This window comes from Shinella sp. (assembly GCF_052438155.1).
In the GTDB taxonomy this organism is placed as follows: Bacteria; Pseudomonadota; Alphaproteobacteria; order Rhizobiales; family Rhizobiaceae; genus Shinella.
In genome coordinates, this window is record NZ_JBQVPI010000006.1 from 205823 (window position 1) to 229112 (window position 23290).

Consider the following 23290-nt stretch of genomic DNA (forward strand, 5'->3'; position numbering starts at 1 on the left):
TGCGCCTTGTACTGGGTGGCCACCCCGATGCGGCGGATACCGGAATTCAGCGCATTGGACAGCGCGAAATCGATAATGCGCGCCTTGCCGCCGAAATAGACGGCGGGCTTGGCGCGCCGGTCCGTCAGTTCCTTCAGGCGGCTTCCTCGGCCGCCCGCAAGAACATAGGCCATCGCGTCACGGGCGAGGGGTTGAATCCGCTTTTGCTCCATAGTGTCCGTCCTCCCGACAGTCGAGTTATGTGTCCAGCTCCAGCATCAGCGTTGCCAAAGGCGGCAAGGTGAGCGCGGCTGAGATCGTTCCGTTGGCTTGTTTCTTGGCTTGCACCGCACCGCCGTTGCCCTTGCCGCTGCCGCCATAGATCTCGGCATCGGTGTTGAGGATTTCCCGCCAGCGGCCCTCCGCCGGCAGCGGGATCGCGTAGTTCTCGCGGTAGACGGGGGTGAAGTTGGTGATGACGGCGATCGGCTTTTCGCCCGGCGCCTTGCGAAGCCACGCGAAGACCGAGTTTTCCCGGTCGTCGGCGATCAGCCATTCGAAGCCGTCGCCTTCGCAATCGCGGGCGTGCAGCGTGGCCTTGCGGCGGTAGGTGCCGTTGAGGTCGCGCACCAGCCGGCGCATGCCCTCGTGCAGCGGATATTCGAGCAGGTTCCAGTCGAGCGATCTCTCCTCGCTCCACTCCTGCCACTGCGCGAATTCCTGCCCCATGAAGAGCAGCTTCTTGCCGGGATAGCCCCACATGAAGCCGTAATAGGCGCGCAGGTTGGCGAATTTCTGCCAGTCGTCGCCGGCCATCTTGGCGATCAGCGAGCCTTTGCCGTGCACCACCTCGTCATGCGATAGCGGCAGCACGAAGTTCTCCGTAAAGGCATAGAGCAGGCCGAAGGTCATGTCGTTGTGGTGGAACTTGCGGTGCACCGACTCGCGCGACAAATATTGCAGCGTGTCGTGCATGAAGCCCATGTTCCACTTGAAGCCGAAGCCGAGGCCGCCGTCATGCACGGGCGCCGAAACTTTTGGCCAGGAGGTGGATTCCTCGGCAATCGTCAGGATGCCGGGATGGGCGGCATAGACGTGGGCATTCATCTCCTGCAGGAAGCGCACGGCGGCGAGGTTCTCGTTGCCGCCATATTCGTTCGGCACCCATTCGCCGTGCTTGCGCGAATAATCAAGGTAGAGCATCGAGGCGACCGCATCGACGCGCAGCCCGTCGAGATGGAATTTCTCCGCCCAGTAGAGCGCGTTGTTGATGAGGTAGGACAGCACCTCCGCGCGCCCGAAATTGTAGATCGCGGTGTTCCAGTCCGGATGGAAGCCCTGGCGCGGATCCTCGTGCTCATAAAGGGCCGTGCCGTCGAACTTGCCAAGGCCATGGGCGTCGGTCGGGAAATGCGCCGGCACCCAGTCGAGGATGACGCCGATGCCGACCTTGTGGCAGCCGTTGACGAAGCGGGCAAAACCTTCCGGCTCGCCGAAGCGCGCCGTCGGCGAATAGAGGCCGGTCGTCTGGTAGCCCCAGGAGGGATCGAAGGGAAACTCGGTGATCGGCAGGAACTCGATATGGGTAAAACCCATGTCGATGCAGTAGGGGATCAGCCGGTCGGCGAGTTCGTCCCAGGTGAGAAATTCCCCATCGCCGTGCCGCTGCCAGGACCCGGCATGCACTTCGTAAATGGAGATCGGCTGCCGGCGGGCGTCGGCGGAGGCCCAATGGGCGAGATGCGCCTCGTCGTCCCATTCCTGAGTGATCGGCCCCGTCGTCATGGACGCATTGTTCGGCCGCAGTTCCGAGCGGCGGGCGAAGGGGTCGGCCTTCAGCGGCAGAACTTCGCCACTCGGGCCGACGATCTCGTATTTGTAGGCATGGCCCTCGGTGATGCCGGGCAGGAAGATTTCCCAGATGCCGGTGTCGCGGCGCAGCCGCATGGCGTTCAACCGGCCGTCCCAGTTGTTGAAATTGCCGACGACGGAGACGCGCTTGGCATTCGGCGCCCAGACGGCGAAGTGGAAGCCATCGGTGCCGTCGAGCGTCATCGGATGGGCGCCCATCTTGTCGAAGAGCCGCAGGTGCGAGCCTTCGCGGATGTAGTAGTCGTCCATGGGCCCAAGCACCGGGCCGAAGCTGTAAGGGTCGATGACGACCCATTCGCCGCCCTCGTTGCGGGCGCGATAGCGGATCGGTTGGAGTTTCTTGAGGGAGACCTCGCCAGCGAAAATGCCGGCTGGATGTACCTGCTTAAGCGCGCCGATCTCCTTGCCCGCCAGGGTTTCGGCGGTCGCCTCCGCCGCACCGGGCAGGAAGCAGCGGGCGACAAATTTACCCCCCGCCTCGTGAAGGCCGAGCACTGCGAACGGATCCCAGTGCCGGCTTTCCAAAATTGCGTCAATGTCCGTTTTCGCCAGAAGTTCTGACGGGTGTTCCGTCGTGCCTTTTTTCGGCGGTGCGGTCATCAGGCTCTCCAGATTTCCTTGGCGTATTGACGGATCGTGCGATCGGAGGAGAACCAGCCCATGCGCGCCGTGTTGCGAATGGTCTTGGAATACCAGGATGTCTTGTCGGCCCAGATGGCGTCGACATCGCGCTGCGCTTTGGAATAGGCGTCGAAGTCGGCCGCCACCATGAACCAGTCGTGATTGTAGATGCCGTCGGTGAGGCCTGTGAAACGGTTGCGGTCGTCCGGTGAGAAGACGCCGGAGGAAATGGCGGCGAGGGCCTGGGACAACTCTTTCGACTGCTCGATGATGGCGCGCGGATTGTGCCCGTCGGCCCTGACCTTCGCCACTTCGTCTGCGGTCATGCCGAAAATCACGATGTTCTCCTCGCCGACACAGTCACGCATCTCGACATTGGCCCCGTCGAGGGTGCCAATCGTCAGCGCTCCGTTCAAGGCGAACTTCATGTTGCCAGTTCCCGACGCTTCCATGCCGGCGGTGGAAATCTGCTCCGACAGGTCGGCGGCCGGCACCATTATCTCGGCGAGCGAGACATTGTAGTTCGGCACGAAGACCACCTTGAGCAGGCCGCGCACGGACGGGTCGTTGTTGATGACGCGCGCCACGTCGTTGGCGAGTTTGATGATCAGCTTGGCATTGTGGTAGCTCGGCGCTGCCTTGCCCGCGAACAGTTTTACCCGCGGCGCCCAGTCCAGCTCCGGATGCGAGCGGATCTGGTCGTAAAGCGCCACGGCCTCGATGATGTTGAGGAGCTGGCGCTTGTATTCGTGGATGCGCTTGATCTGGATGTCGAACATCGCGGCGGGATCGATGCGCACGCCCATGCGGCTGCCGACCAGATTGGCGAGGCGGTTCTTGTTCTCGCGCTTGATCGCGGCGAAGCGCTCCTGGAAGTCCTTCTTGTCGGCAAAGGCGTCGAGTGCCTTCAACTGCTCGGCATCGTCCATGAAGGCGTCGCCGATCGCTTCGCGGATCAGGTTGAACAGGCCCGGATTGCACTGCATCAGCCAGCGCCGCGGGGTGATGCCGTTCGTCTTGTTGTTGATGCGGTCCGGGTAGAGCTTGTGCAGGTCGGCGAAGACCGTTTCCTTCATCAGTTCCGTATGCAGCGCGGACACGCCGTTGATCGAATGCGAGCCGACAAAGGCGAGGTTACCCATGCGCACGCGGCGCTCGCCGGATTCTTCGATCAGCGAGATACTGCGGATGCGCTGGTCTTCGAAACCCGGCTGCTTGCGGGCCTCGAGCAGGATCTTGGCATTGATCGCATAGACGATCTGCATATGGCGCGGTAGCAGCCGTTCGAGCAGCGGCACGGGCCAGGTTTCCAGCGCTTCCGGCAGCAGCGTGTGGTTGGTGTAGGAGAACGTGCGGCGGGTGATGTCCCAGGCCGCATCGAAATCCAGCCCGTGCACGTCGGTGAGGAGGCGCACGAGTTCGGTGACGGAAATGGCCGGGTGCGTGTCGTTGAGCTGAATGGCCACGGCGTCCGGCAGGGACGTGAAGTCCGGATACTGCTGAAGGTGGCGGCGCAGGATGTCCTGCAGCGAGGCGGAGCAGAAGAAGAACTCCTGGCGAAGGCGCAGTTCCTGGCCGGCGGCGGTGGCGTCGGCCGGATAGAGCACGCGCGTCAGGCTTTCCGCCTTGTTGCTTTCCTTCAATGCACCGATGTGGTCGCCGGCATTGAAGGCGTCGAGCAGGATCGGGTCGATCGGGTTGGCGGCCCACAGGCGCAGCGTGTTGACGCGCTTTGCCCGCCAGCCGACGGCTGGCGTGTCAAAAGCGGTGGCGATGACGCGCTCGGCCGGCTTCCAGACGAAGCGCTGCTTGTCCTCGCCGATATTGATCGTCTCGACGGCGCCGCCGAAGCCGATTTCGTAGGAGCTTTCACGGCGTTCGAATTCCCAGGGGTTGCCGTGGGCAAGCCAGGTTTCCGGCAGCTCGACCTGCCAGCCGTCCGCCATCTGCTGGCGGAAGAGGCCGTGCACGTAGCGGATGCCATAGCCATAGGCCGGCACGTCCACCGTTGCCATGCTTTCCATGAAACAGGCTGCGAGACGGCCAAGACCGCCATTGCCGAGCGCGGCATCGGGCTCGAGTTCCGCAATGACGTCGATATCGACGCCGTGCGAGGCGAGTGCCTCGCGCATCGGGTCCATGATGCCCGTATTGGTCATCGCATCGCGCATCAGGCGACCGATCAGGAATTCCAGCGAAAGATAATAGACGCGCTTTGCGCCGGTCGCGTAGGTGCGGCGGGTGCTATCCATCCACTTGTCGGTGATGCGGTCGCGCGCAACCAGGATGGCGGCGGTCAGCCAGTCATGTGGTTTGGCGACTTTCGGGTCCTTGCCGATACGGTATTTCAGACGCTCGAGGAGCTCTGTGGCGAGCTGTTCGACGTCGGAAGATCGGAGAGCGGGAGCGAGGTCGTTGTTGGTAACCCGGTTCATCATCGGTGAACTTTGCCCCTTCGCATTCATTGCGTTCGTTTCTTACGAAAATCACGTTTAAATCAATTTATGCATCTATCCGAAGCGCTTGCAATACGCCTTTTCAAGAAAGGGCGCATGCATTTTCAGCATGCCTGAAATACGGGAAAAATGCTAAAAGGCCCGCTGCATATGCATGCAGCGGGCCTTTTTTCTCGCGGATTTCGTGGAGGCGTGCCGACTTACTTGGTCAGCCGCGCCATCGCTGCCGCCGTGCGGTCGCCGATCGCCTTGAAGGCGGAGACCAGGGCTATCATGTTCGTCGCCTCGAAATAGTTGGCGCCGGTGGTCGCGCAGTACTTCAGAAGGGTCTTGCCACGCTCCGGCGCCATGAAGGCGACGGCATAGACCTCGACCTTGGCGATGCGCGCCGCATCGCAGCTCTTCTTCGTTTCCTCGTCCGATTTCGTATTGTTGGTGGCGCCCTTGTAGTGGGTGTTCGCACCGTCGGTCATGAAGACGATGTAGCGCGAGGGAACCTGGCCGTTCTTGTTCTTATGGAACGTGGCCTCAGCGGGGTCGCTCAACTTTTCCAGGGCTTTCGCGAAGGCGCCGCTGGAATCTGTGCCGCCTTGCGGAACCGCCGGAATGGCGTTGACATAGGTGAGTGCGCCACCTGTGCCCCAGGCCAGATCGACTGCAGAAAACATCTGGTCATTGTAGGCTACCGCCCCGGTGCGCACGAGCGTGCCCTGCGGATCCGCGGTGTTCAACTGGGTGAAAAGGCTCGCCGCCGCTGTCTTGAGCGCTGCGATCTTGGAAATGTAGCACGGCGCGGTTGTCTTCAAACTGGCATTGAACCAATTCTGTTCCGTATGGTTCTGGCACTTCTTGGTGAGATCCGCTTCCTTCTCGTCCGTGATCCATGCCATCGAACCAGACCGGTCGAGGGCGAGGAACATCGAGAGGGCATTCTTCGATTCCGTTGCACTCTCCGCCGAACTCGTCGCGTTCATCGTCGTCGACTTCTGTCCGAGCAGTCGCGTGAAGGCGTTGAACTGCAGGACATACTTGGTCGAGACATCGATGCTGAACGACTTGCCTGCGCCGTTCAAAGCCGTTTCCTTGATGCTGATGGTCGTGGCTGAGTCGAGGTCGTTCTGATCCTGCTTGGTCTCGCCGGTGCCGACGGCACTGCCCTTGTTGGAAATCTGCGCCTTCAGGAAGCGCATGGCGATTTCTTTCGCTTCCGCAGGGCTCTTGTTGTCATTTGCAAGGGCGGATGCGGCGGCAAGGGCTGCCGCGTCGGTCGCGTCCTGAAGCTCGCCCCTCGTCATCACTATGTTGGTCAGGTCAATCGCCACACCGCCGGCCGCAAGCATGACCGGCAGGAGGATTGCCGTCATCATTCCGAAATTGCCGCGACGATCCCGCAATATCCGGGACGTCCACGTCTGTTCCGCAATCTTCTTCGTCATGAGAGCTCACCCGCCATCTTCATAATGTGGCGTGAAGCTAGCAGCGAAGTGTTATTTATCGGTTCGGCCGCGTGGTATAGTTTTCGTAAAATTGCGCCGATCCCGCAGTCCCGGCGTTTGTCGTTGTTTCCAAACGGGATTTCATGCCGTCTGGCGCACCGGGATGACGTCGACGGCCTGCGTGGTCTTGTGCTGGCCGTAGCCCTTGAGGACGCCGATGACCGGCGCCACGTCGGCATAGTCGCGGCCGTAGGCGACGACGATGTGGTCGGTGCCGGCGGGAATGTTGTTGGTCGGGTCGAGCTCCATCCAGCCGTTCACCCGGCCGCACCAGTAGCGCACCCAGGCATGCATGGCGTCGGCGCCCTCCAGCCGTTCCTTGCCCGGCGGTGGGATGGTGCGCAGGAAGCCGCTGACATAGCCGGCCGGAATGCCGAGGCTTCTAAGCGCCACGATCATCACATGGGTAAAGTCCTGGCAGACGCCGCGCTTCAGCTTGAAGGCCTCGCGTGGCGTAGTGTCGACATTGGTCGCCTTCGGATCGTAGGTGAAATCCTTGTGGATGCGGGCGCAGATCGCGGTCGCGATGGCGCGGATCGTCATGTCCGGCTTGGCGATGGCGCGGGCATATTCGGCGATCTCGGGGCATTCCTTCAGGCGCGGGCTCGGCCCGGTATAGTGGTGCGGCGAACCGGCATCGAGCGACCAGTAATTGGCGATATCTTCCGGCAGGTCGGCGACGCACGGCGAAAAGTCGGCGGCCTGCTCCGGCATATCGACATGGACGCGTGCCTGCATGCGGATATCCAGCCGCTCATGCGCATTGCGGAAGAGGATCGCGCTCATCGGGTTGTCGAAGAAGTCGTTGTGATCGACCCGCTCGCCGGGACCCGGATTGACGCCGACCGTGCCGGCGACGAGCCGCTGGCGGCCGCCGATCGACAGCGGCAGCACGCGCACGATGTGCCGCCCGCCGGAGACCGGCGTGTCGTAGAGGTAGCTGATGGTGAGGTTGACGTCGTAGAGCATGGTCACAGCGTCTCCCTCCCGCTCAACTCAGATAGGTCTTTGCGAGGATGTCGGAGAGCTTTTCCATCTCCGCCTCGAGCCGCTTGTAGGTCGCGTCCGTCATGGTTTCCGGCGTCATCACCGCAAGGCCCGCGTGCAGCCGCATGGCCTCGCGGTAGAAAGGCGACATCTGGCCGTTTGAATAGGCATTCGGCAGCTGCTCGACCTCGTTCTTGATCTCGTTCAGCTGGTAGAGGATCGAGCGCGGGTTAAGCGCGTCGAGTGCCAGGAGGTCGGTGACCGTCAGGCGCGCCGTCGCCACATTGTAGCGGCGGCGGTGGGTCATCACGCTGTCGCCGATCTCGAGCAGCATGTCGAGTGCGCCGTCCGGTGCATCCTCGCCGGACATGTGGCCAAGCAGGCGCGTCATGTGCAGGCCGCGTTCGAGGTGGCGGCCGATCGACAGGAAGCGCCAGCCGGTGAAGCGGTACATGTTTTCATGCACGAGACCCGCGAAGCCTGCGAGCTTGCGCAGCAGCACGGTCATGGCGCGGGTGGTGTCGTCGCCAGCCTGGACGCTGAGATGGAATCGGCGCGCGGTCTTCGAGAGGTCGTTCAACGCCAGCCAGCCATCGGGCGAGAAGCGGTCGCGGATGTTGCTGGCGGAGAAGACGGCGCTGTCGATGCTGCGGATCAGCGTGCTCGGCACGGCTTCTGCCGTGTCGATGCCGAGCGCGTCGAGATAGTCGCTGACGTCCTTCAGGAGGGGCTGTTCGGGATTGGCATATTCGGCATAGCGGCCGTGCCAGGCGCGCAGGATGCGCAATGCCCCTTCCGCCCGCTCGATATAGCGGCCGAGCCAGAACAGATTGTCGGCGGCGCGGCTCGGCAGGCTGCCGGGCATGTTGCGCGTAAATTCCGCTTCCGCGGGCAAAAGCGAGGTGCGCTCAACCGGCTTGGGGCTGACGATCCAGACGTCCGCCGCCGAACCACCTTCCTGCATGGCGATGGCCGCGACATTGTTGCCGGCGCCGATCCGGGCGAAACCGCCCGGCATGATCTGCCAGCCATCGCGCGTGCGGGCGGCGAAGACGCGCAAGCTCATCGGCCGCGGCACCAGCTTGCCATCGACCCAGGCCGGGGTTGTGGATAGCGTCACCGCCTCCTGGCCGACCAGCTTGGCGCCGTCGGAGGTGAGCCATTCGGCGACCGACTGCTTGGCGGTGTCGCGCAGCGATGAGCCGAGCACAGATTGTTCGTTGTCATCGAAGAACGGCCGGGTCGAATAGGCCGGTCCGATCACCATACGCTCGATGTTTTGCGTCACATGCTCCCGCTCGTTCTTCTGTCCGCACCACCAGGTGGCAATGGAAGGAAGGATCGGGTCGACGCCGAGAAGCTGGCGACAGATGTTCGGCAGGAAGGCCAGCATGGCGCGTGTTTCCACGACGCCGGCGCCCAGCGCGTTGACGATGCTGACGGAGCCGGACCGGAGGGCCTCGACGATGCCGGGCGTGCCGATATGGGAATTCTGGTTGAGTTCCAGCGGGTCGGCGAAGGAGGCATCGAGACGCCGCCAGAGCACGCCGATCGGCTTGAGGCCGGCTACGGTGCGCACCATCACCTTGCCGCCGACGACCGTCAAATCTTCGCCTTCGAGCAGCATGAAGCCGAGATAGCGGGCGATATAAGCGTGTTCGAAATAGGTTTCGTTGGCAAGGCCCGGGGTGAGAACCGCGATGCGGTCCTCCGCCGACTTGTTGCCTTGTAGCGTGCTGCGGAAGGCACCGAAGAAACCGGCGAGGCGATGGGCATGGGTTTCTGCATAGACGTCGGAGAAGGCGCGCGTCGTCGCCACGCGATTTTCCAGCGCGAAGCCGGCGCCGGAGGGGGCCTGGGTGCGGTCGGAGAGCACCCACCAGTTGCCATCCGGCCCGCGGCCGATCTCGAAGGAGATGAAATGCAGGAAGTGCTGGCCGGCCGGCTGCACGCCGACGAGCGGGCGAAGGAACTCGCTGTTGGAGGCGACGAGGGCGGGTGGCAGCAGGCCGTTCGCAACGAGCTCGTTCTTGCCGTAGATATCGGCGACCACGGCTTCCAGAAGCTCTGCGCGCTGGGTGAGGCCGCGCGACAGGGTTTCCCACTCGGCTTCATCGATGAGCACGGGAATGTGCGATAGCGGCCAGGCCCGCTCGGTGCTCGCTTCCTTGCCATAGGCACGGTAGAAGACGCCGGCATCGCGCAGATACCGGTCGGCGCGGGCGAAGCGGCCGGCAAGGTCCGTTTCGTCCATGCGGTCGAGCGCTTTCAGGAAATGCCGCCAGACGGGACGCACTTTGCCATGCGTATCGACCATCTCGTCGGCCACGCCCGGAAGCGGCGCATAGCCGCGTGACGGCGTTTGCGCCGCGTCGGCTGTGATGCGTTCTGCCTCCACACTCGTGGTCTTCAATCATTCTCTCCTATAGAGGGTTAGATACCGGGCGGCCGTCTCAGATCCAGCGTCAGCGGAAAATCCGCTGATGCTGTTTCCGGCCATAGCGTATAGCCGCCCGCTCTGTGCCCCCAGGGCTCGAATCGCGCCAGCCGGCGCGCCTCGGCCTCGTTTCCGTTCACCGGGAAGGTGTCATAGTTGCGTCCGCCCGGATGGGCAACGTGGTAAATGCAGCCCCCGATCGCCCGCCGCGACCATGTATCATAAATGTCAAATGTAAGCGGTGTGTTGACGGGCAGCCCCGGATGCAGGCCGGAGGCCGGCTGCCAGGCCTTGTAGCGCACGCCGGCCACGGAAACGCCGCGCGCGCCCGTCGATTTCAGCGGGATGGGCCGGCCGTTGCAGGTGACGGTGTAACGCTCCGGATTGGCGGTCTCCAGCTTGACCTGAAGCCGCTCGACGGACGAATCGACATAACGCACGGTGCCGCCGACCGCCCCCTGTTCGCCCATGACATGCCAGGGTTCGAGCGCCTGGCGGACTTCCAGATTGGCGCCCTCGTATTCCACTTCGCCGCAGAAGGGGAAGCGGAATTCGAGCTGAGCGGCAAACCATTCCGGGCGCAGATCGAAGCCGTTGCCCTTGAGGTCCGCAAGCACGTCGAGGAAGTCCTGCCAGACGAAATGCGGCAGCATGAACCGGTCATGCAGCGTGGTGCCCCAGCGCACCAGGCCGCCGTCCGCCGGATTCTGCCAGAATCGGGCGATGAGTGCGCGGATAAGGAGTTGCTGTGCAAGGCTCATGCGCGCGTTCGGCGGCATCTCGAAGCCACGGAACTCGACGAGGCCGAGACGCCCGGTCGGGCCGTCCGGCGAAAACAGCTTGTCGATGCAGATTTCCGAACGGTGGGTGTTGCCCGTGCCGTCGGTGAGCAGGTTGCGGAACAGCCGGTCGACCATCCACGGCAAGGGCTGCTGTGCCGTGCCGGGAAGCGGCACCTGCGCAAACGCGATTTCCATCTCGTAGAGCGTGTCATGCCGCGCCTCGTCGATGCGCGGCGCCTGGCTGGTCGGCCCGATGAACATGCCGGAAAACAGATAGGACAGCGAGGGATGCCGCTGCCAGTGCAGGATGAGGCTCTTCAGCAGGTCCGGCCGGCGCAGGAACGGGCTGTTGTTGGGGTTGTCGCCGCCGACGACCACATGATTGCCGCCGCCGGTGCCGGTGTGGCGGCCGTCGATCATGAATTTATCGGCGCCGAGCCGGGTGAGGCGGGCCTCCTCATAGGTCGCGGTGGTGATCGCCACGCAGTCCTGCCAGTTGCTGGCGGGATGGATATTGACCTCGATGACGCCCGGATCGGGGGCGACGCGCATGACGTTGATGCGCTCGTCCTGCGGTGGCGCATAGCCTTCGATATGGACCGGCAGGCCGAGATCGGCGGCGGCTTTCTCGGCGGCGGCGATCAGGTCGAGATAGTCCTCGATCCGCTCAACCGGTGGCATGAAGACGCACAGGCGGCCGTCGCGCGGCTCGACGCTCAGCGCAGTGCGCACCGCACCGCGAATATCGCCCGTCGATCCGGCGATGTTCTGCTCATTGCGGTCCTGCTGCGGCTCGGCTGCCCGCAGCGATGCCTGTGCCAATGTCCGCGCCGGGGCGCTGTAGTCGGGCAGGGGCTGACGCGGGATCGAGGGATCGGCCTGGTGGATGTAGGGATATTGCGACGGCGGCACATAGGGCAGGGTGCCGAGCGGCATGCGGAAGCCGATCGGTGAATCGCCGGGAATGAGAAAGATCTTGCCACGGCGGGTGCGCCATCTCTCGCTCACCCAGCGCGGGCCACCGGCCTTGGCGTTCCAGGCCTGTACCGGCAGGATGTAGCCGGTCGCAGTCGTCAGACCGCGCTCGAACACCTTGGCAATGCGCGCCCGTTCTTCCGGGCTTTCGAGCTTGGAGTTCGAGGGGTCGACATTTTCCGGCAGGCTGCCTTCCTTGATGATCCATTCCGCCGGGTCCTCGAAGGCGGGGATGATCATATCCTCCCCGATCTCCAACTCGGCGGCGATGCCGGCCAGGAGGGCGGCTGCCTGCTTGTCGGTGACCTCGGTGTCGGCGCCCTCGGTGGCGATCAGGTCCGGGTTGTGCCAGATCGGCTTGCCGTCCTTGCGCCAATAGAGCGAGAAGGTCCAGCGCGGCAGGCTTTCGCCGGGATACCACTTGCCCTGGCCGTAATGCAGGAAACCGCCCGGGGCGAAGCGCTCGCGCAGCCGGCGGATCAGTTCGTCGGCCTTCTCGCGCTTGGTCGGGCCGACGGCGGCGGTGTTCCATTCCTCCGATTCGAAATCGTCGATGGAGACGAAGGTCGGTTCGCCGCCCATGGTGAGGCGCACGTCGTTGCTCGCCAGCACGGTGTCGATCTCGCGACCAAGGGTGTTCAGTGCCTCCCAGCTTTCGTCGGAAAACGGCTTGGTGATGCGCGGATGCTCGGCCACGCGGGTCACGGTCATGGCGAAGTCGAATTCGGTGTTCGCCTCACCGAAATAACCGCCGCTGATCGGCGCGGCGTTGCGGAAGTGCGGCGTGGCGGCGAGCGGAATGTGGCTTTCGCCGGTGAGCAGACCCGACGTCGGGTCAAGCCCGATCCAGCCGGCGCCGGGCAGATAGACCTCGCACCAGGCGTGCAGGTCGGTGAAGTCGACCTCGGTGCCGGAAGGGCCGTCGAGCGCCTTGAGATCCGGTGCGAGCTGGATGAGGTAGCCCGAGACGAAGCGGGCGGCGAAGCCGAGATTGCGCAGGATCTGCACGAGCAACCAGCTCGAATCGCGGCACGAGCCCAGCGCGCTCGTCAGCGTCTGTTCCGGCGTCTGCACGCCCGGTTCCATGCGGATGACGTAGCCGACCGACTGCTGGACCTGTGCGTTGAGGGCGACGACCATGTCCAGCGTGCGCTGCTTTGGCGTGCGGTCGATGGTCTTCATGTAGGCTTCGAGCGCCGGGTCCATCGGCTCGGGTGCGCGATAGATCTTGAGGTCTTCGCGTAGATCCTCCGGATAATCAAAGGGCCAGTGCTCCGCCTCCTCCTCCACGAAGAAGTCGAACGGGTTGTAGACCGTCATGTCCGCGACGAGGTCCACTTCGATCTTCAGTTCGGTCACCGGATCGGGAAAGACGTAGCGGGCGAGATAGTTGCCGTAGGGATCCTGCTGGAGATTCACGAAGTGGTTTTCGGGAGAAACCTTCAGCGAGTGGCTGATGACCTTGGTCTTGGAATGCGCTGCCGGCTTCAGCCGGATGATCTGGGGTCCGAGGCGGACCGGGTTGTCGTACTTGTAATGGGTGAGGTGGTAGATACCGGCCTTGATCGACATGCGCGCTCTGTTCCCCTCGGGCGGTCTGATGCCGCCATCGAGGGGAGTTTGTGCAATGCGAAGAGAGATTGCAAGCGGGAATGGCGCGGGGTGCGCGCAGACCCAGGCCGCTTGGTCTCGCAGGTATCAGCGGTTCATGGCGACCAGCGAAAAATGTGCGCCCTGCGGATCGACGCAATTGAGGATCCAGGCACCGCCGGGCACTTCCATCGGACCCATCGTGACGCTGCCGCCGCCGTCCGTAACCCGCTTTTCGGCGGCATCGAGGCCTTCGACCACAAAGTAATAGCCCCAGCACGGCGGGACGGGCGAGCCGGGCGGGTTCGTCATCATGCCGCCGATAGCATCGCCGCCGCCTGCGGCAAACGTCTGGTAGATGCCCATGCCGGCGTCCGACATGTCGACCGCCTTGTCCTTGGTCCAGCCGAAGGTTTTCGCGTAAAAATCCCAGGCCGTATCGAGGTCGCCTGCCATCAATTCGTTCCAGCCGATACGACCCGGCTCCATCATGCCGGGCTGGGCTGGGCCTTCGTCCTCGGTGGTGAAGAGCGAGAAGACCGCGCCATGCGGATCGGCGACGACGGCGAAGCGGCCGATACCGGGAATGTCGTCCGGCGCTCGCATGATCGTGCCGCCATTCGCGGCGATCTCCTTCACGGTGTCCTCGATCCGGTCCGTGAAGATATAGCCCATCCAGGCGGGCGGCATGCCCGTGGCTTCTTCCGGCAGTTCAGCAATGCCGGCGGCCTGCGTCTCGCCGAAATAGGCGAGCACATAGTTCATGCCCGGCATGCCGGAATCGCGCATCGACCATCCGACGACCGATGCGTAGAAGCGTTCGGCGGCGGGCACATCCGTCGTCATCAACTCGTACCAGCAGAATTTGCCATAATCCTTGTGCATGTGATGTTCCCTTTTTTTCTCTTGAGGCTCTGGGCCTGTCGGTCAGCCGCAGCAGGAATGGGCCTTTGGCGTATCGGCATATTCGTCCTTGCGCTTGACGAAGCTCAGCGTGCCCGTCTCGTTGCGGCCTTTTGGCGCGCGGTCGAGGATCATCAGGGTGCCGAGCGCTTCCTCGCCGCCGCGGGCATAGTCGGAATAGGTGTGGTAGACGGTGCCGTCCTCGTCCTTGAAGAAGACACTGAGGCCGGGAAGTTCGTCATGCGCATCGGCGGCGTCGGTCTCGCGGTAATTGTACATGACCTTGCCGCTGGCCAGCTCCTCCTTGGTGAAGGAGACATGATAATCGAAGTTGAAATCGCTGCCATAGGAGGAAAACCATGGGAATTTCCAGCCCATGCGCGTCTTGTAGGCCAGAAGCTTGTCCAGCGGCGCGCGGGCGACGGCGATCATCGTCACGTCGTGATTGTTGAGATGCGGCAGCATGCCGTCGATATGGTCGCCCATGAAGGAGCAGCCGGGGCAGCCGGCATCCCAGTCGGGGCCATACATGAAGTGGTAGACGATGAGCTGGCTGCGGCCGTCGAACAGCTCGGCCAGGGTCTTGCGGCCGTCGGGTGTGTCGAAGGTGTAGTCCTTCTCCACCTTGACCCAGGGCAGGCTGAGGCGTTCCGCGCGTACCTTGTCGCGCAGCTTGGTCTCCTCCTTTTCCAGCGTCAGCAGCGCCTTGCGGGCGGCGAGCCAGTCTTCCTGCGATACGATTTCGTGGTTCGGTCTCATGCTCCGGACTCCTCTTTCACGGGCTTTCGACAAATAAGTTGGTATCAACATTCCTTGTCCGTGTCAAAGCGTCGACCGGTTTCAGTCGTCCGGCACGGATTGTTTCTCAACGGCCTGTAACGCCGTGATGACGGTCTCGGTTGCTTCGCGGAGCTGCTTTTTATCGAAGAGCGCGCCAAGCGCATTGGCCCAGACGGCCTGGCGGGCCTTGATGGCGTCGAGCGTCGCCTTGCCCGCGTCGGTCAGCACCATCAGCTTGGCGCGTTGGTGGGCGGGGTTTTCCGCATAGAGAATAAGGCCGTCCTTTTCGAGCAGGTCGGCGACGCGCTGCACGCCCTGCCGCGTCATGCCGAGCGCCCGGCCGGCATCGGCAACGGACATCGGTGCATGGTCGGCGGCGGCGAGCACCTGCCAGCGTGCGCTGGTCTGGCCGGCGGGTTTCGCCAGCGCATCGCCGGCAGCCTGCAGATGGCCCGCAAGGCGCAGAACCGAGATGGCGAAGGCGGCAAAGGCATCGCCGGTAGGGGTGCGGTCAGGATTCATATTGACAACATACTGTCATTCTGCGAGGGTGAATTTGACAGCATATTGTCATTTTAGGCCGACGGACGCAAGCGAGGAGAGCATCATGTTGAAGACCTATAAGGGAAGCTGCCATTGCGGGAAAATCCGGTACGAGGCCGATATCGACCTCTCCGCCGGCACGGGTCGCTGCAATTGCTCGATCTGCGCGAAGAAGCGTTCCTGGGGCGCCCAGATCAAGCCGGATGCCTTTCGCCTGCAATGTGACGAGGCGGATCTCGGCGACTACCAGTTCGGCACGATGAGCGGGCACCACCACTTCTGCAAGACTTGCGGCGTGTCGCCGTTCGGCAAGGGCTATGTCGAGGAGATCGGCGGAGACTATGTCTCGATCAATGTCGCCTGCCTGGATGATATCGAGCATAGCGAACTGGCGGCGCTGCCGGTTCAGTATTTCGACGGGCGGAACAATGCCTGGTGGAACACGCCGGCCGAGACGCGGCACCTGTGAAATGAGGCCGGGCGCGAAACATGTTTCACGCCCGGCTGAATATTATTCCGGCAGGATGCGCACGGCGCCCTTGTCGGCGCTGGCGGCGAAGGCGGCATAGGCCTTCAGCGCCGTCGTGACGTTGCGCTTGCGGGGGGCGGCCGGCTTCCAGCCGAGCTTGTCCTGCTCGGCGCGGCGGGTTGCCAGCTCTTCCTCGGAAACGGAGAGGTTGATCGTGCGGTTCGGGATGTCGATCTCGATGAGGTCGCCATCACGCACCAGGCCGATCGTGCCGCCCTGCGCCGCTTCCGGCGAGGCATGGCCGATCGACAGGCCCGAGGTGCCGCCGGAGAAGCGGCCGTCGGTGACGAGCGCGCAGGCCTTTCCGAGACCCTTCGACTTCAGGTAGCTCGTTGGATAGAGCATTTCCTGCATGCCGGGGCCGCCCTTCGGGCCTTCGTAGCGGATGACGACGACGTCACCGGCCTTCACCTCGTTGGCGAGGATGCTCTTAACGGCTGCATCCTGGCTTTCGAAGACGATGGCGGGGCCTGCGAATTTCAGGATCGATTCATCGACGCCGGCCGTCTTCACGATGCAGCCGTCGAGCGCGATGTTGCCGGACAGAACGGCGAGGCCGCCATCCTTCGAGAACGGGTGTTCGACGGAGCGGATGACGCCGTTTTCGCCGTCCGTATCCAGCTCGTCCCAGCGGGCCGACTGGCTGAAGGCGACCTGGGTGGGGATGCCGCCCGGTGCCGCGCGGAAGAAGGTGCGCACCGTCTCGCTGGTCGTGCGGGTGATGTCCCAGCGGTCGATGGCGTGGCCGAGCGTTTCGGCATGCACGGTCGGCGTGTCGCGGTGGATGAGGCCGCCGCGGTCGAGTTCTCCGAGGATGCGCATGATGCCGCCGGCGCGGTGCACGTCTTCCATGTGCACGTCCTGCTTGGCCGGGGCGACCTTGGAGAGGCAGGGCACGCGGCGCGACAGCTGGTCGATGTCGTTCAGGTCGAAATCGATGCCGCCTTCATAGGCGGCCGCGAGGATGTGCAGCACGGTGTTGGTCGAGCCGCCCATGGCGACGTCGAGCGACATGGCGTTTTCGAAGGCGCGCTTGTTGGCAACCGAGCGCGGCAGGATGCTGTCGTCTTCCTGCTCGTAGTAGCGGCGGGCGAGATCGACGATCAGGTGGCCGGCTTCGACAAACAGGCGCTTGCGGTCGGCGTGGGTCGCCAGCGTCGAGCCGTTGCCCGGCAGCGACAGGCCGAGGGCTTCGGTCAGACAGTTCATCGAATTGGCGGTAAACATGCCGGAGCAGGAGCCGCAGGTCGGGCAGGCGGAGCGCTCGATGACGGCGACGTCCTCGTCGGAGATCTTGTCGTCGGCGGCAGCGACCATGGCGTCGACGAGGTCGAGCGCGTGGGTCTTGCCGTGCAGCACGACCTTGCCGGCTTCCATCGGGCCGCCGGAGACGAAGACCGACGGGATGTTGAGGCGCATCGCGGCATTCAGCATGCCGGGCGTGATCTTGTCGCAGTTCGAGATGCAGACCATGGCGTCGGCGCAATGCGCATTGACCATGTACTCGACCGAGTCGGCGATGATCTCGCGCGACGGCAGCGAATAGAGCATACCGTCATGACCCATGGCGATGCCGTCGTCGACGGCGATCGTGTTGAATTCCTTGGCGACGCCGCCAGCCTTCTCGATCTCGCGCGCGACGAGCTGGCCGAGGTCCTTCAGGTGCACGTGGCCGGGCACGAACTGGGTAAAGGAGTTCACCACCGCAATAATCGGCTTGCCGAAATCCGAATCCTTCATGCCGGTCGCGCGCCAGAGGCCGCGGGCACCGGCCATGTTGCGGCCGTGGGTGGTGGTTCGGGAGCGATATGCAGGCATGGGTCTGTTCCTTGACATCGGACGTGGTGCGCATATGGCCCTTGGAGGACCGGATTGCGAGCCTTGGAAGGGTTTCCCTAGCGCAAAACGCCCCCGGCGTCACGAAAGGAATGATGATTTTTTGACGCTGCGGCGCAATTTCCTTGCCGGCGATCGGTGCCGGACATGACCGTTGTCGGCACAAGGCATTCATGCCATGGTCCGCGCCATGAACGGCACGGGGCAGGTTTTGGCAGAGGCGGGCGCGGAAAGCCCCGAAGCGGCGCTCGACAAAAGCCCGCTTTATCTGCGTATTCGCGATGTGCTGGCAGATGCCATCTCTGCGGGCCGGTTGCCCAAGGGCGCGCTGCTGCTCGAAGGGCCGGTCGCGACCGTCTTCGCCTCGACGCGGACACCCGTTCGCCAAGCTTTCGCGCTTCTCGAAACGGCCGGTCAGATCCGGCGTTTCGACGGGCGCGGTTTTCTGGTGGGGCAGGGGCGCAGCGGGCCGAAACGGGTGGCGTTGACCGCCGGAATGCTCGGCCTCGACGAGGAGGCACCGGGCCTGCGCAAGGCGCCGGCCTGGGAGGCGATCTACGAAAGCCTGGAGCGGGAACTGGTGCACCTCTCCGTCTTCGGGCGGCATCGGATCAACGAGGTGGAACTGGCGCGCGCCCGCGGCGTCGGCCGGCAGGTGGCGCGGGATGCGCTGACCCGGCTCGAAGCGCTCGGCATCATGGAAAAGGACGAGCGCATGCGCTGGACGCTGGTGCCGCTCGACGAGGGCCGCATGCGCGACCTGCATGATATCCGCGTGGCGCTGGAGCCGATGGCGTTGAACAGGGCAGCACCCTTCATCCCGCCCGCCGAGCGGCATACCATGACGCATCGGCTGGAGGAGGCGCTTGCCGTCTATCCCGACCTGTCCGTCGAGGCGATGGACGATCTCGAAACGGACCTGCACATTACCTGCCTCGGCTATTGCCCGAACCGGGAGTTGCTGATCGCGCTGCGCCGCGCGCGCTTCATGCTCAATGTCAGCAAGCATATCATCGGCGTCTCGCACCGCATGCCCGCCGACGAGCCGTTCATCGCCGAGCACCTGGCGGTGTTCCGGGCGCTTGACGTGGACGATAGCGAGCGCGCGGCCGAGACGCTGCGCCACCACATTACCGTTTCGCTACCCAAGGTCATCGCACGCGTCGCGGAACTGCGCGACGCGCACCGGCCGGAGATGCCGGTCTATGCAGCGCCCGCCTCGCGCTGAGGAGATTGGAATGAAGGTCAAACGCATTGTCGCGAACATCGAAACGGCCGAGCCTGCGGTGGTCGCGCGGTTCTACAAGGATATTCTCGGGCTGGACCTGCTGATGGATCACGGCTGGATCGCCACCTATGGGCTCGCAGGCAGTACGATGCCCTTGCAGGTGAGCTTCGCTTCCGAAGGCGGCGCGGGCACGCCGGTGCCGGGGCTGTCGATCGAGGTGGATGACGTGGATGCCGTTCATCGCGCCGTGCTCGCGGCCGGTTATGCGATCGAATACGGGCCGGCGGACGAGCCCTGGGGCGTGCGGCGTTTTTTCGTGCGCGATCCAGCCGGCACGCTCGTCAATATCCTCATGCACGCCTGACGGTCAGGTAATCGCGCCGACCTGCCAGGGCACGAATTCGTTGTCGCCGTAGTCGAAGGCTTCGCTTGCGGTCTTGCGGCCGGAGGCAGTCGCGATGACGAATTCGAAGATGCGGCGGCCGGCCTGCTCGATTGTCTCCGTGCCGTCGACGATCGTGCCGCAATTGATGTCCATGTCTTCCTTGATGTGCTCGTACATCGGCGTGTTGGTGGCGATCTTGATGCAGGGTGCCGGCTTGTAGCCGGAAACCGAGCCGCGGCCGGTGGTGAAGGCGACGAGGTTGCAGCCGCCGGCGATCTGGCCGGTCACGGCGGCCGGGTCGTAGCCGGGCGTATCCATGAAGACGAAGCCCGGTTCCGTCACCTCTTCGGCATATTCATAGACGGCGTTGAGCGGCATCGAGCCGCCCTTGGCGACGGCGCCGAGCGACTTTTCGAGAATGGTCGTGAGCCCGCCGGCCTTGTTACCGAAGGAGGGGTTGTTGTTGAGTTCGGCATCGTTTTTCGCCGTGTAGTCCCGCCACCAGTCGATGCGGGCGAGCAGTTTTTCCGCCACCGCCGGACGGGCGGCACGGCGGGTCAGAAGGTGTTCGGCGCCATAGATTTCCGGTGTCTCGGACAGCACGGTGGTGGCGCCTTCCTGCACGAGAAGGTCAGAGGCGATGCCCAGCGCCGGGTTGGCGGAAATGCCGGAATAACCGTCCGAGCCGCCGCATTCGAGTGCCAGCTTGATGCCGGAGACGGGCAGCGGGGTGCGGCGGATGCGGCCGACATCGGGCAGCATGTCGTCGATCATCGCGCAGGCGGCCTCGATGGTCTTTCGCGTGCCGCCCTGTTCCTGGATCATCATCTTGCGGAAGGTTTTTCCTTCCTCCAGCCCGGCTTCCTCGACAAGCGGGCCATATTGAAAGGTCTCGCAGCCGAGGCCGATCATCAGGATGCCGCCGAAATTCGGGTTGCGGGCATAGCCCTTGAAGGTGCGGGTGAGGATGCGTCCGCCCTCGGATTTCAGGTTCAGCGCGCAGCCGCCGCCATAGGTGAGCGCCACTACGCCGTCGATATTGTCGTGACCGGTCTCGCGGAATTTGCGGGCATAATGCTCCGCCACATAGCGCGAGACCGTGGCGGAACAGTTCACCGTCGAGAGAATGCCGATATAGTTGCGCGTGCCGATGCGGCCATTGCCGCGATCATAGCCGTCGAAGGTGCGGCGCTCGGCTTCGGGCACCATCACGGGCGGGGTGTTGTCGATGCAGAATTCGTGTTTCAGCGCCACATCGAGAATGGCGAGGTTTTGCAGGTGCACATGTTCGCCGGGACGGATCGCCTTCGTCGCATAGCCGATGATCTGGCCGTATTTCAGGACCGCCGCGCCTTCCGCAATCGGCTCGATTGCCACCTTGTGGCCGCGCGGAATGCGCTCGATCGCCGCGACGCCGTTCACCAGCGCCCGGCCGGCATCGATATTGGCGGGCACGACCCCGACATTGTCTTTCGCGTTGAGGACGAGCACGGCGGGGAGTTCGGCGAGCATGGCGGCTCCTGCGGTTGGGTTCGGTGCATTATGCACTTTGTCAGCAAAAGTCAATAATGCGAATAATGGTTCGAATGAACGGGGTGGGTCATGGTCTTCGCCATCAATTTGTCATATGATTTGTTTGTAATTGTATGATGATTAACTCCAGCCGATGGGGATGGCGTGGCGGACAAGGCAAAGAGACAGGCGCAGCGGCCGCAATCGCGTCGCCCGCGTGTGCGCCATAACGTGACGGCGGCGATCGGCGCGGACATTTGCGGCGGGCGTTTTCCGCCGGGCACGGTTTTGCCGCGCGAGAGCGACCTTTGCGAGACCTATGGCGTCAGCCGCACCGTCATTCGCGAATCGCTGAAGGTGCTGGAGACAAAAGGCCTTGTGCATGGCCGGCCCCGCGTCGGAACGCTCGTCCTGGACCGGTCCGAATGGAACGTGCTCGACGCGCAGATTCTCGAATGGATGGGGCCGGACGTGCTGTCGGCAGAGCTTTTAAGCTCGATCCTGGAGGCGCGCCGCACGGTGGAACCCGCGGCCGCCTTTCTTGCTGCATCCCGCGCGACGGCGCAGGAAATCGCCGACCTCGAACGGGCCTGCGACGAGATGGGAGATGCGGAAGGCGATCTGGAAGCGTTCACGGCGGCGGACACCCGCTTTCACGAGACCCTCCTCAAGGCGAGTCACAACAAGGTGTTTCACCAGCTCTCCTCGATCATTCATGCGGCCCTTTCCCATGCGCTTCACGCCTCCAACCGGGCCTCTGGGAAACGCGACGAGGCGTTGGGCGTGCACCGTGAGCTGGTCGATGCGTTGCGCATGCGGGACGGCACGCGGGCAGAGACATGCTCGCGCAACATTCTCGATCTCGCCGCGCGTGATCTTTCCGGCCTGATTGGCAAGGCCGGCTGACGAATTCCGCGGGCGAAAAGCCCGTGACCGAAGACAAACCGACGAGGGATGAAACGACATGAAGATCACCAAGCTGACGACCTATATTGTGCCGCCGCGGTGGATGTTCCTGAAGATAGAGACGGACGAGGGCATTGTCGGCTGGGGCGAGCCGGTGGTGGAGGGGCGTGCGCTGACCGTGGAAGCGGCCGTGCATGAACTGTCGGACTACCTTGTCGGCAAGGATCCGCTGCTGATCGAGGACCATTGGCAGGTGATGTACCGCGCCGGCTTCTACCGCGGCGGCGCCGTGCACATGTCGGCGATCGCCGGCATCGACCAGGCGCTGTGGGACATCAAGGGCAAGGCCTATGGCCAGCCGGTCCATGCGCTGCTCGGAGGCCAGGTGCGTGACAAGATCAAGGTCTATTCCTGGATCGGCGGCGACCGGCCGGCCGACGTCGCCAACAATGCCAAGGAGGTCGTCGCCCGCGGGTTCAAGGCCATCAAGCTCAACGGCTGCGAGGAAATGCAAATCGTCGACACCTGGGACAAGGTGGAAAAGGCGGTCGAGACCATCGCGACGATCCGCGAGGCGATCGGCCCCTATATCGGCATCGGCGTCGATTTCCACGGCCGCGTGCACCGGCCGATGGCCAAGGTGCTGGCGAAGGAACTCGAGCAGTTCAAGCTGCTCTTCATCGAGGAGCCGGTGCTTTCCGAAAACCGCGAGGCGCTGAAGGAAATCGCCAACCATTGCTCGACGCCGATTGCGTTGGGTGAACGCCTCTACTCGCGCTGGGACTTCAAGTCGGTCCTGTCGGACGGCTATGTCGATATCCTCCAGCCCGACCTCAGCCATGCCGGCGGCATCACGGAATGCCGCAAGATCGCAGCGATGGCGGAAGCCTATGACGTGGCGCTAGCGCCGCATTGCCCGCTGGGGCCGATCGCGCTTGCCGCCTGCCTGCAGATCGATGCCGTCTCGCACAATGCCTTCATCCAGGAGCAGAGCCTCGGCATCCACTATAACAAGGGCAACGACATCCTCGACTACATCTCGAACAAGGAGGTGTTCCACTATGCGGACGGTTTCGTGTCGATCCCGCAGGGGCCTGGTCTCGGCATCGAGGTGGATGAGCAATATGTCATCGAGCGGGCCAAGGAAGGCCATCGCTGGCGCAATCCCGTCTGGCGTCACGAGGATGGCAGCGTCGCCGAGTGGTAGACTTGCAGAAGCCCGGCATCGCGCCGGGCTTTTCTATTCGCGTCATGGTGGACGGAATCATCCCGCATGCCTATGTGTTACGGGCACACCATAAAGGAGAGGTCCATGCGTCCCATTTCCGGTTTCGTCGTCGTCGCATTTGCGGTTCTGGCCCTTGCGGGTTGCAACACGACTGGGGCTAGCAGCAACACGACCTATGCCCGTCCGCCGGTCTCCGGTGGCCTGAGTGTTCCGCTGAACTGAGCCGATAGCGGCTTGCGATCGGC

At 63.5% G+C, this 23290-nt stretch carries 17 protein-coding genes and 1 pseudogene; 6 read left to right on the top strand and 12 right to left on the bottom strand.

What is annotated here, in order from left to right; all coding sequences use genetic code 11:
* The 10 genes and pseudogenes from ACT6VE_RS13850 to ACT6VE_RS13895 form a co-directional block, all read right to left on the bottom strand.
* Window positions 1-212: pseudogene (locus ACT6VE_RS13850) on the bottom strand (sugar phosphate nucleotidyltransferase); the annotation flags it as partial.
* A 25-nt stretch (window positions 213-237) separates the two neighbouring features.
* The gene (gene glgB, locus ACT6VE_RS13855; protein ID WP_444799165.1) at window positions 238-2451 is read right to left on the bottom strand and encodes a 1,4-alpha-glucan branching protein GlgB; all 2214 of its coding nucleotides are present in this window, start codon (window positions 2449-2451) and stop codon (window positions 238-240) included.
* A complete protein-coding gene (locus ACT6VE_RS13860; protein ID WP_444799166.1) occupies window positions 2451-4910 on the bottom strand; it encodes a glycogen/starch/alpha-glucan phosphorylase in 2460 nt (819 codons plus the stop codon). Before ACT6VE_RS13860 ends, glgB begins: the two co-directional genes overlap by 1 nt.
* Window positions 4911-5128: 218 nt before the next feature.
* Window positions 5129-6364, bottom strand: coding sequence for a vWA domain-containing protein (locus ACT6VE_RS13865; RefSeq protein ID WP_444799167.1), 1236 nt, complete (start codon window positions 6362-6364; stop codon window positions 5129-5131).
* 141 nt (window positions 6365-6505) lie between these two features.
* Window positions 6506-7393, bottom strand: a complete 888-nt coding sequence (locus ACT6VE_RS13870) for a transglutaminase family protein (protein WP_444799288.1) — start codon at window positions 7391-7393, stop codon at window positions 6506-6508.
* Window positions 7394-7415: 22 nt separating this feature from the next.
* Complete coding sequence (locus tag ACT6VE_RS13875) at window positions 7416-9809, bottom strand: circularly permuted type 2 ATP-grasp protein (RefSeq protein ID WP_444799289.1); 2394 nt, start codon at window positions 9807-9809, stop codon at window positions 7416-7418.
* A gap of 35 nt (window positions 9810-9844) precedes the next feature.
* A complete protein-coding gene (locus ACT6VE_RS13880; RefSeq protein ID WP_444799168.1) occupies window positions 9845-13177 on the bottom strand; it encodes a transglutaminase family protein in 3333 nt (1110 codons plus the stop codon).
* Window positions 13178-13303: 126 nt separating this feature from the next.
* Window positions 13304-14080 (bottom strand): VOC family protein, encoded by a 777-nt coding sequence (locus tag ACT6VE_RS13885; RefSeq protein ID WP_444799169.1) that lies wholly within the window; start codon window positions 14078-14080, stop codon window positions 13304-13306.
* Window positions 14081-14122: 42 nt separating this feature from the next.
* Window positions 14123-14857, bottom strand: coding sequence for a DUF899 domain-containing protein (locus ACT6VE_RS13890; protein WP_444799170.1), 735 nt, complete (start codon window positions 14855-14857; stop codon window positions 14123-14125).
* Between the two features lie 81 nt (window positions 14858-14938).
* The gene (locus tag ACT6VE_RS13895) at window positions 14939-15400 is read right to left on the bottom strand and encodes a MarR family winged helix-turn-helix transcriptional regulator (RefSeq protein ID WP_444799171.1); all 462 of its coding nucleotides are present in this window, start codon (window positions 15398-15400) and stop codon (window positions 14939-14941) included.
* Window positions 15401-15485: 85 nt separating this feature from the next.
* Here ACT6VE_RS13895 and ACT6VE_RS13900 point away from each other — a divergent pair, with 85 nt between their 5' ends.
* Window positions 15486-15890, top strand: a complete 405-nt coding sequence (locus ACT6VE_RS13900) for a GFA family protein (RefSeq protein WP_444799172.1) — start codon at window positions 15486-15488, stop codon at window positions 15888-15890.
* A gap of 42 nt (window positions 15891-15932) precedes the next feature.
* Here ACT6VE_RS13900 and ilvD read toward each other — a convergent pair whose 3' ends face one another.
* Complete coding sequence (gene ilvD, locus ACT6VE_RS13905) at window positions 15933-17768, bottom strand: dihydroxy-acid dehydratase (protein ID WP_444799173.1); 1836 nt, start codon at window positions 17766-17768, stop codon at window positions 15933-15935.
* A gap of 196 nt (window positions 17769-17964) precedes the next feature.
* Here ilvD and ACT6VE_RS13910 point away from each other — a divergent pair, with 196 nt between their 5' ends.
* Both ACT6VE_RS13910 and ACT6VE_RS13915 read left to right on the top strand, forming a co-directional pair.
* Entirely contained in the window at window positions 17965-19014 is a 1050-nt protein-coding gene (locus ACT6VE_RS13910; RefSeq protein ID WP_444799174.1) for a GntR family transcriptional regulator, read from the top strand.
* 10 nt (window positions 19015-19024) lie between these two features.
* Window positions 19025-19378, top strand: a complete 354-nt coding sequence (locus ACT6VE_RS13915) for a VOC family protein (RefSeq protein ID WP_444799175.1) — start codon at window positions 19025-19027, stop codon at window positions 19376-19378.
* A gap of 3 nt (window positions 19379-19381) precedes the next feature.
* Here ACT6VE_RS13915 and ACT6VE_RS13920 read toward each other — a convergent pair whose 3' ends face one another.
* Entirely contained in the window at window positions 19382-20911 is a 1530-nt protein-coding gene (locus tag ACT6VE_RS13920) for a UxaA family hydrolase (RefSeq protein ID WP_444799176.1), read from the bottom strand.
* Between the two features lie 165 nt (window positions 20912-21076).
* Between ACT6VE_RS13920 and ACT6VE_RS13925 the strand changes: the two genes are divergently transcribed.
* From ACT6VE_RS13925 to ACT6VE_RS13935, 3 genes are all read left to right on the top strand, one after another.
* A complete protein-coding gene (locus ACT6VE_RS13925) occupies window positions 21077-21817 on the top strand; it encodes a FadR/GntR family transcriptional regulator (RefSeq protein ID WP_444799177.1) in 741 nt (246 codons plus the stop codon).
* A gap of 58 nt (window positions 21818-21875) precedes the next feature.
* On the top strand, window positions 21876-23024 hold the full coding sequence (gene dgoD / locus ACT6VE_RS13930) for a galactonate dehydratase (RefSeq protein WP_069061143.1): 1149 nt from the start codon (window positions 21876-21878) through the stop codon (window positions 23022-23024).
* A 105-nt stretch (window positions 23025-23129) separates the two neighbouring features.
* A complete protein-coding gene (locus tag ACT6VE_RS13935) occupies window positions 23130-23267 on the top strand; it encodes a hypothetical protein (protein WP_444799178.1) in 138 nt (45 codons plus the stop codon).
* Window positions 23268-23290: the final 23 nt, after the last annotated feature.

Coding starts and splice junctions, on each gene's coding strand:
- ACT6VE_RS13915 (WP_444799175.1), top strand. CDS start 19,025: ATGAAGGTCAAACGCATTGTCGCGAACATCGAAACGGCCGAGCCTGCG.
- glgB (WP_444799165.1), bottom strand. CDS start 2,451: ATGACCGCACCGCCGAAAAAAGGCACGACGGAACACCCGTCAGAACTT.
- ACT6VE_RS13885 (WP_444799169.1), bottom strand. CDS start 14,080: ATGCACAAGGATTATGGCAAATTCTGCTGGTACGAGTTGATGACGACG.
- ACT6VE_RS13900 (WP_444799172.1), top strand. CDS start 15,486: ATGTTGAAGACCTATAAGGGAAGCTGCCATTGCGGGAAAATCCGGTAC.
- ACT6VE_RS13880 (WP_444799168.1), bottom strand. CDS start 13,177: ATGTCGATCAAGGCCGGTATCTACCACCTCACCCATTACAAGTACGAC.
- ACT6VE_RS13895 (WP_444799171.1), bottom strand. CDS start 15,400: ATGAATCCTGACCGCACCCCTACCGGCGATGCCTTTGCCGCCTTCGCC.
- ACT6VE_RS13935 (WP_444799178.1), top strand. CDS start 23,130: ATGCGTCCCATTTCCGGTTTCGTCGTCGTCGCATTTGCGGTTCTGGCC.
- dgoD (WP_069061143.1), top strand. CDS start 21,876: ATGAAGATCACCAAGCTGACGACCTATATTGTGCCGCCGCGGTGGATG.
- ACT6VE_RS13910 (WP_444799174.1), top strand. CDS start 17,965: ATGGTCCGCGCCATGAACGGCACGGGGCAGGTTTTGGCAGAGGCGGGC.
- ACT6VE_RS13920 (WP_444799176.1), bottom strand. CDS start 20,911: ATGCTCGCCGAACTCCCCGCCGTGCTCGTCCTCAACGCGAAAGACAAT.
- ilvD (WP_444799173.1), bottom strand. CDS start 17,768: ATGCCTGCATATCGCTCCCGAACCACCACCCACGGCCGCAACATGGCC.
- ACT6VE_RS13860 (WP_444799166.1), bottom strand. CDS start 4,910: ATGATGAACCGGGTTACCAACAACGACCTCGCTCCCGCTCTCCGATCT.
- ACT6VE_RS13865 (WP_444799167.1), bottom strand. CDS start 6,364: ATGACGAAGAAGATTGCGGAACAGACGTGGACGTCCCGGATATTGCGG.
- ACT6VE_RS13890 (WP_444799170.1), bottom strand. CDS start 14,857: ATGAGACCGAACCACGAAATCGTATCGCAGGAAGACTGGCTCGCCGCC.
- ACT6VE_RS13870 (WP_444799288.1), bottom strand. CDS start 7,393: ATGCTCTACGACGTCAACCTCACCATCAGCTACCTCTACGACACGCCG.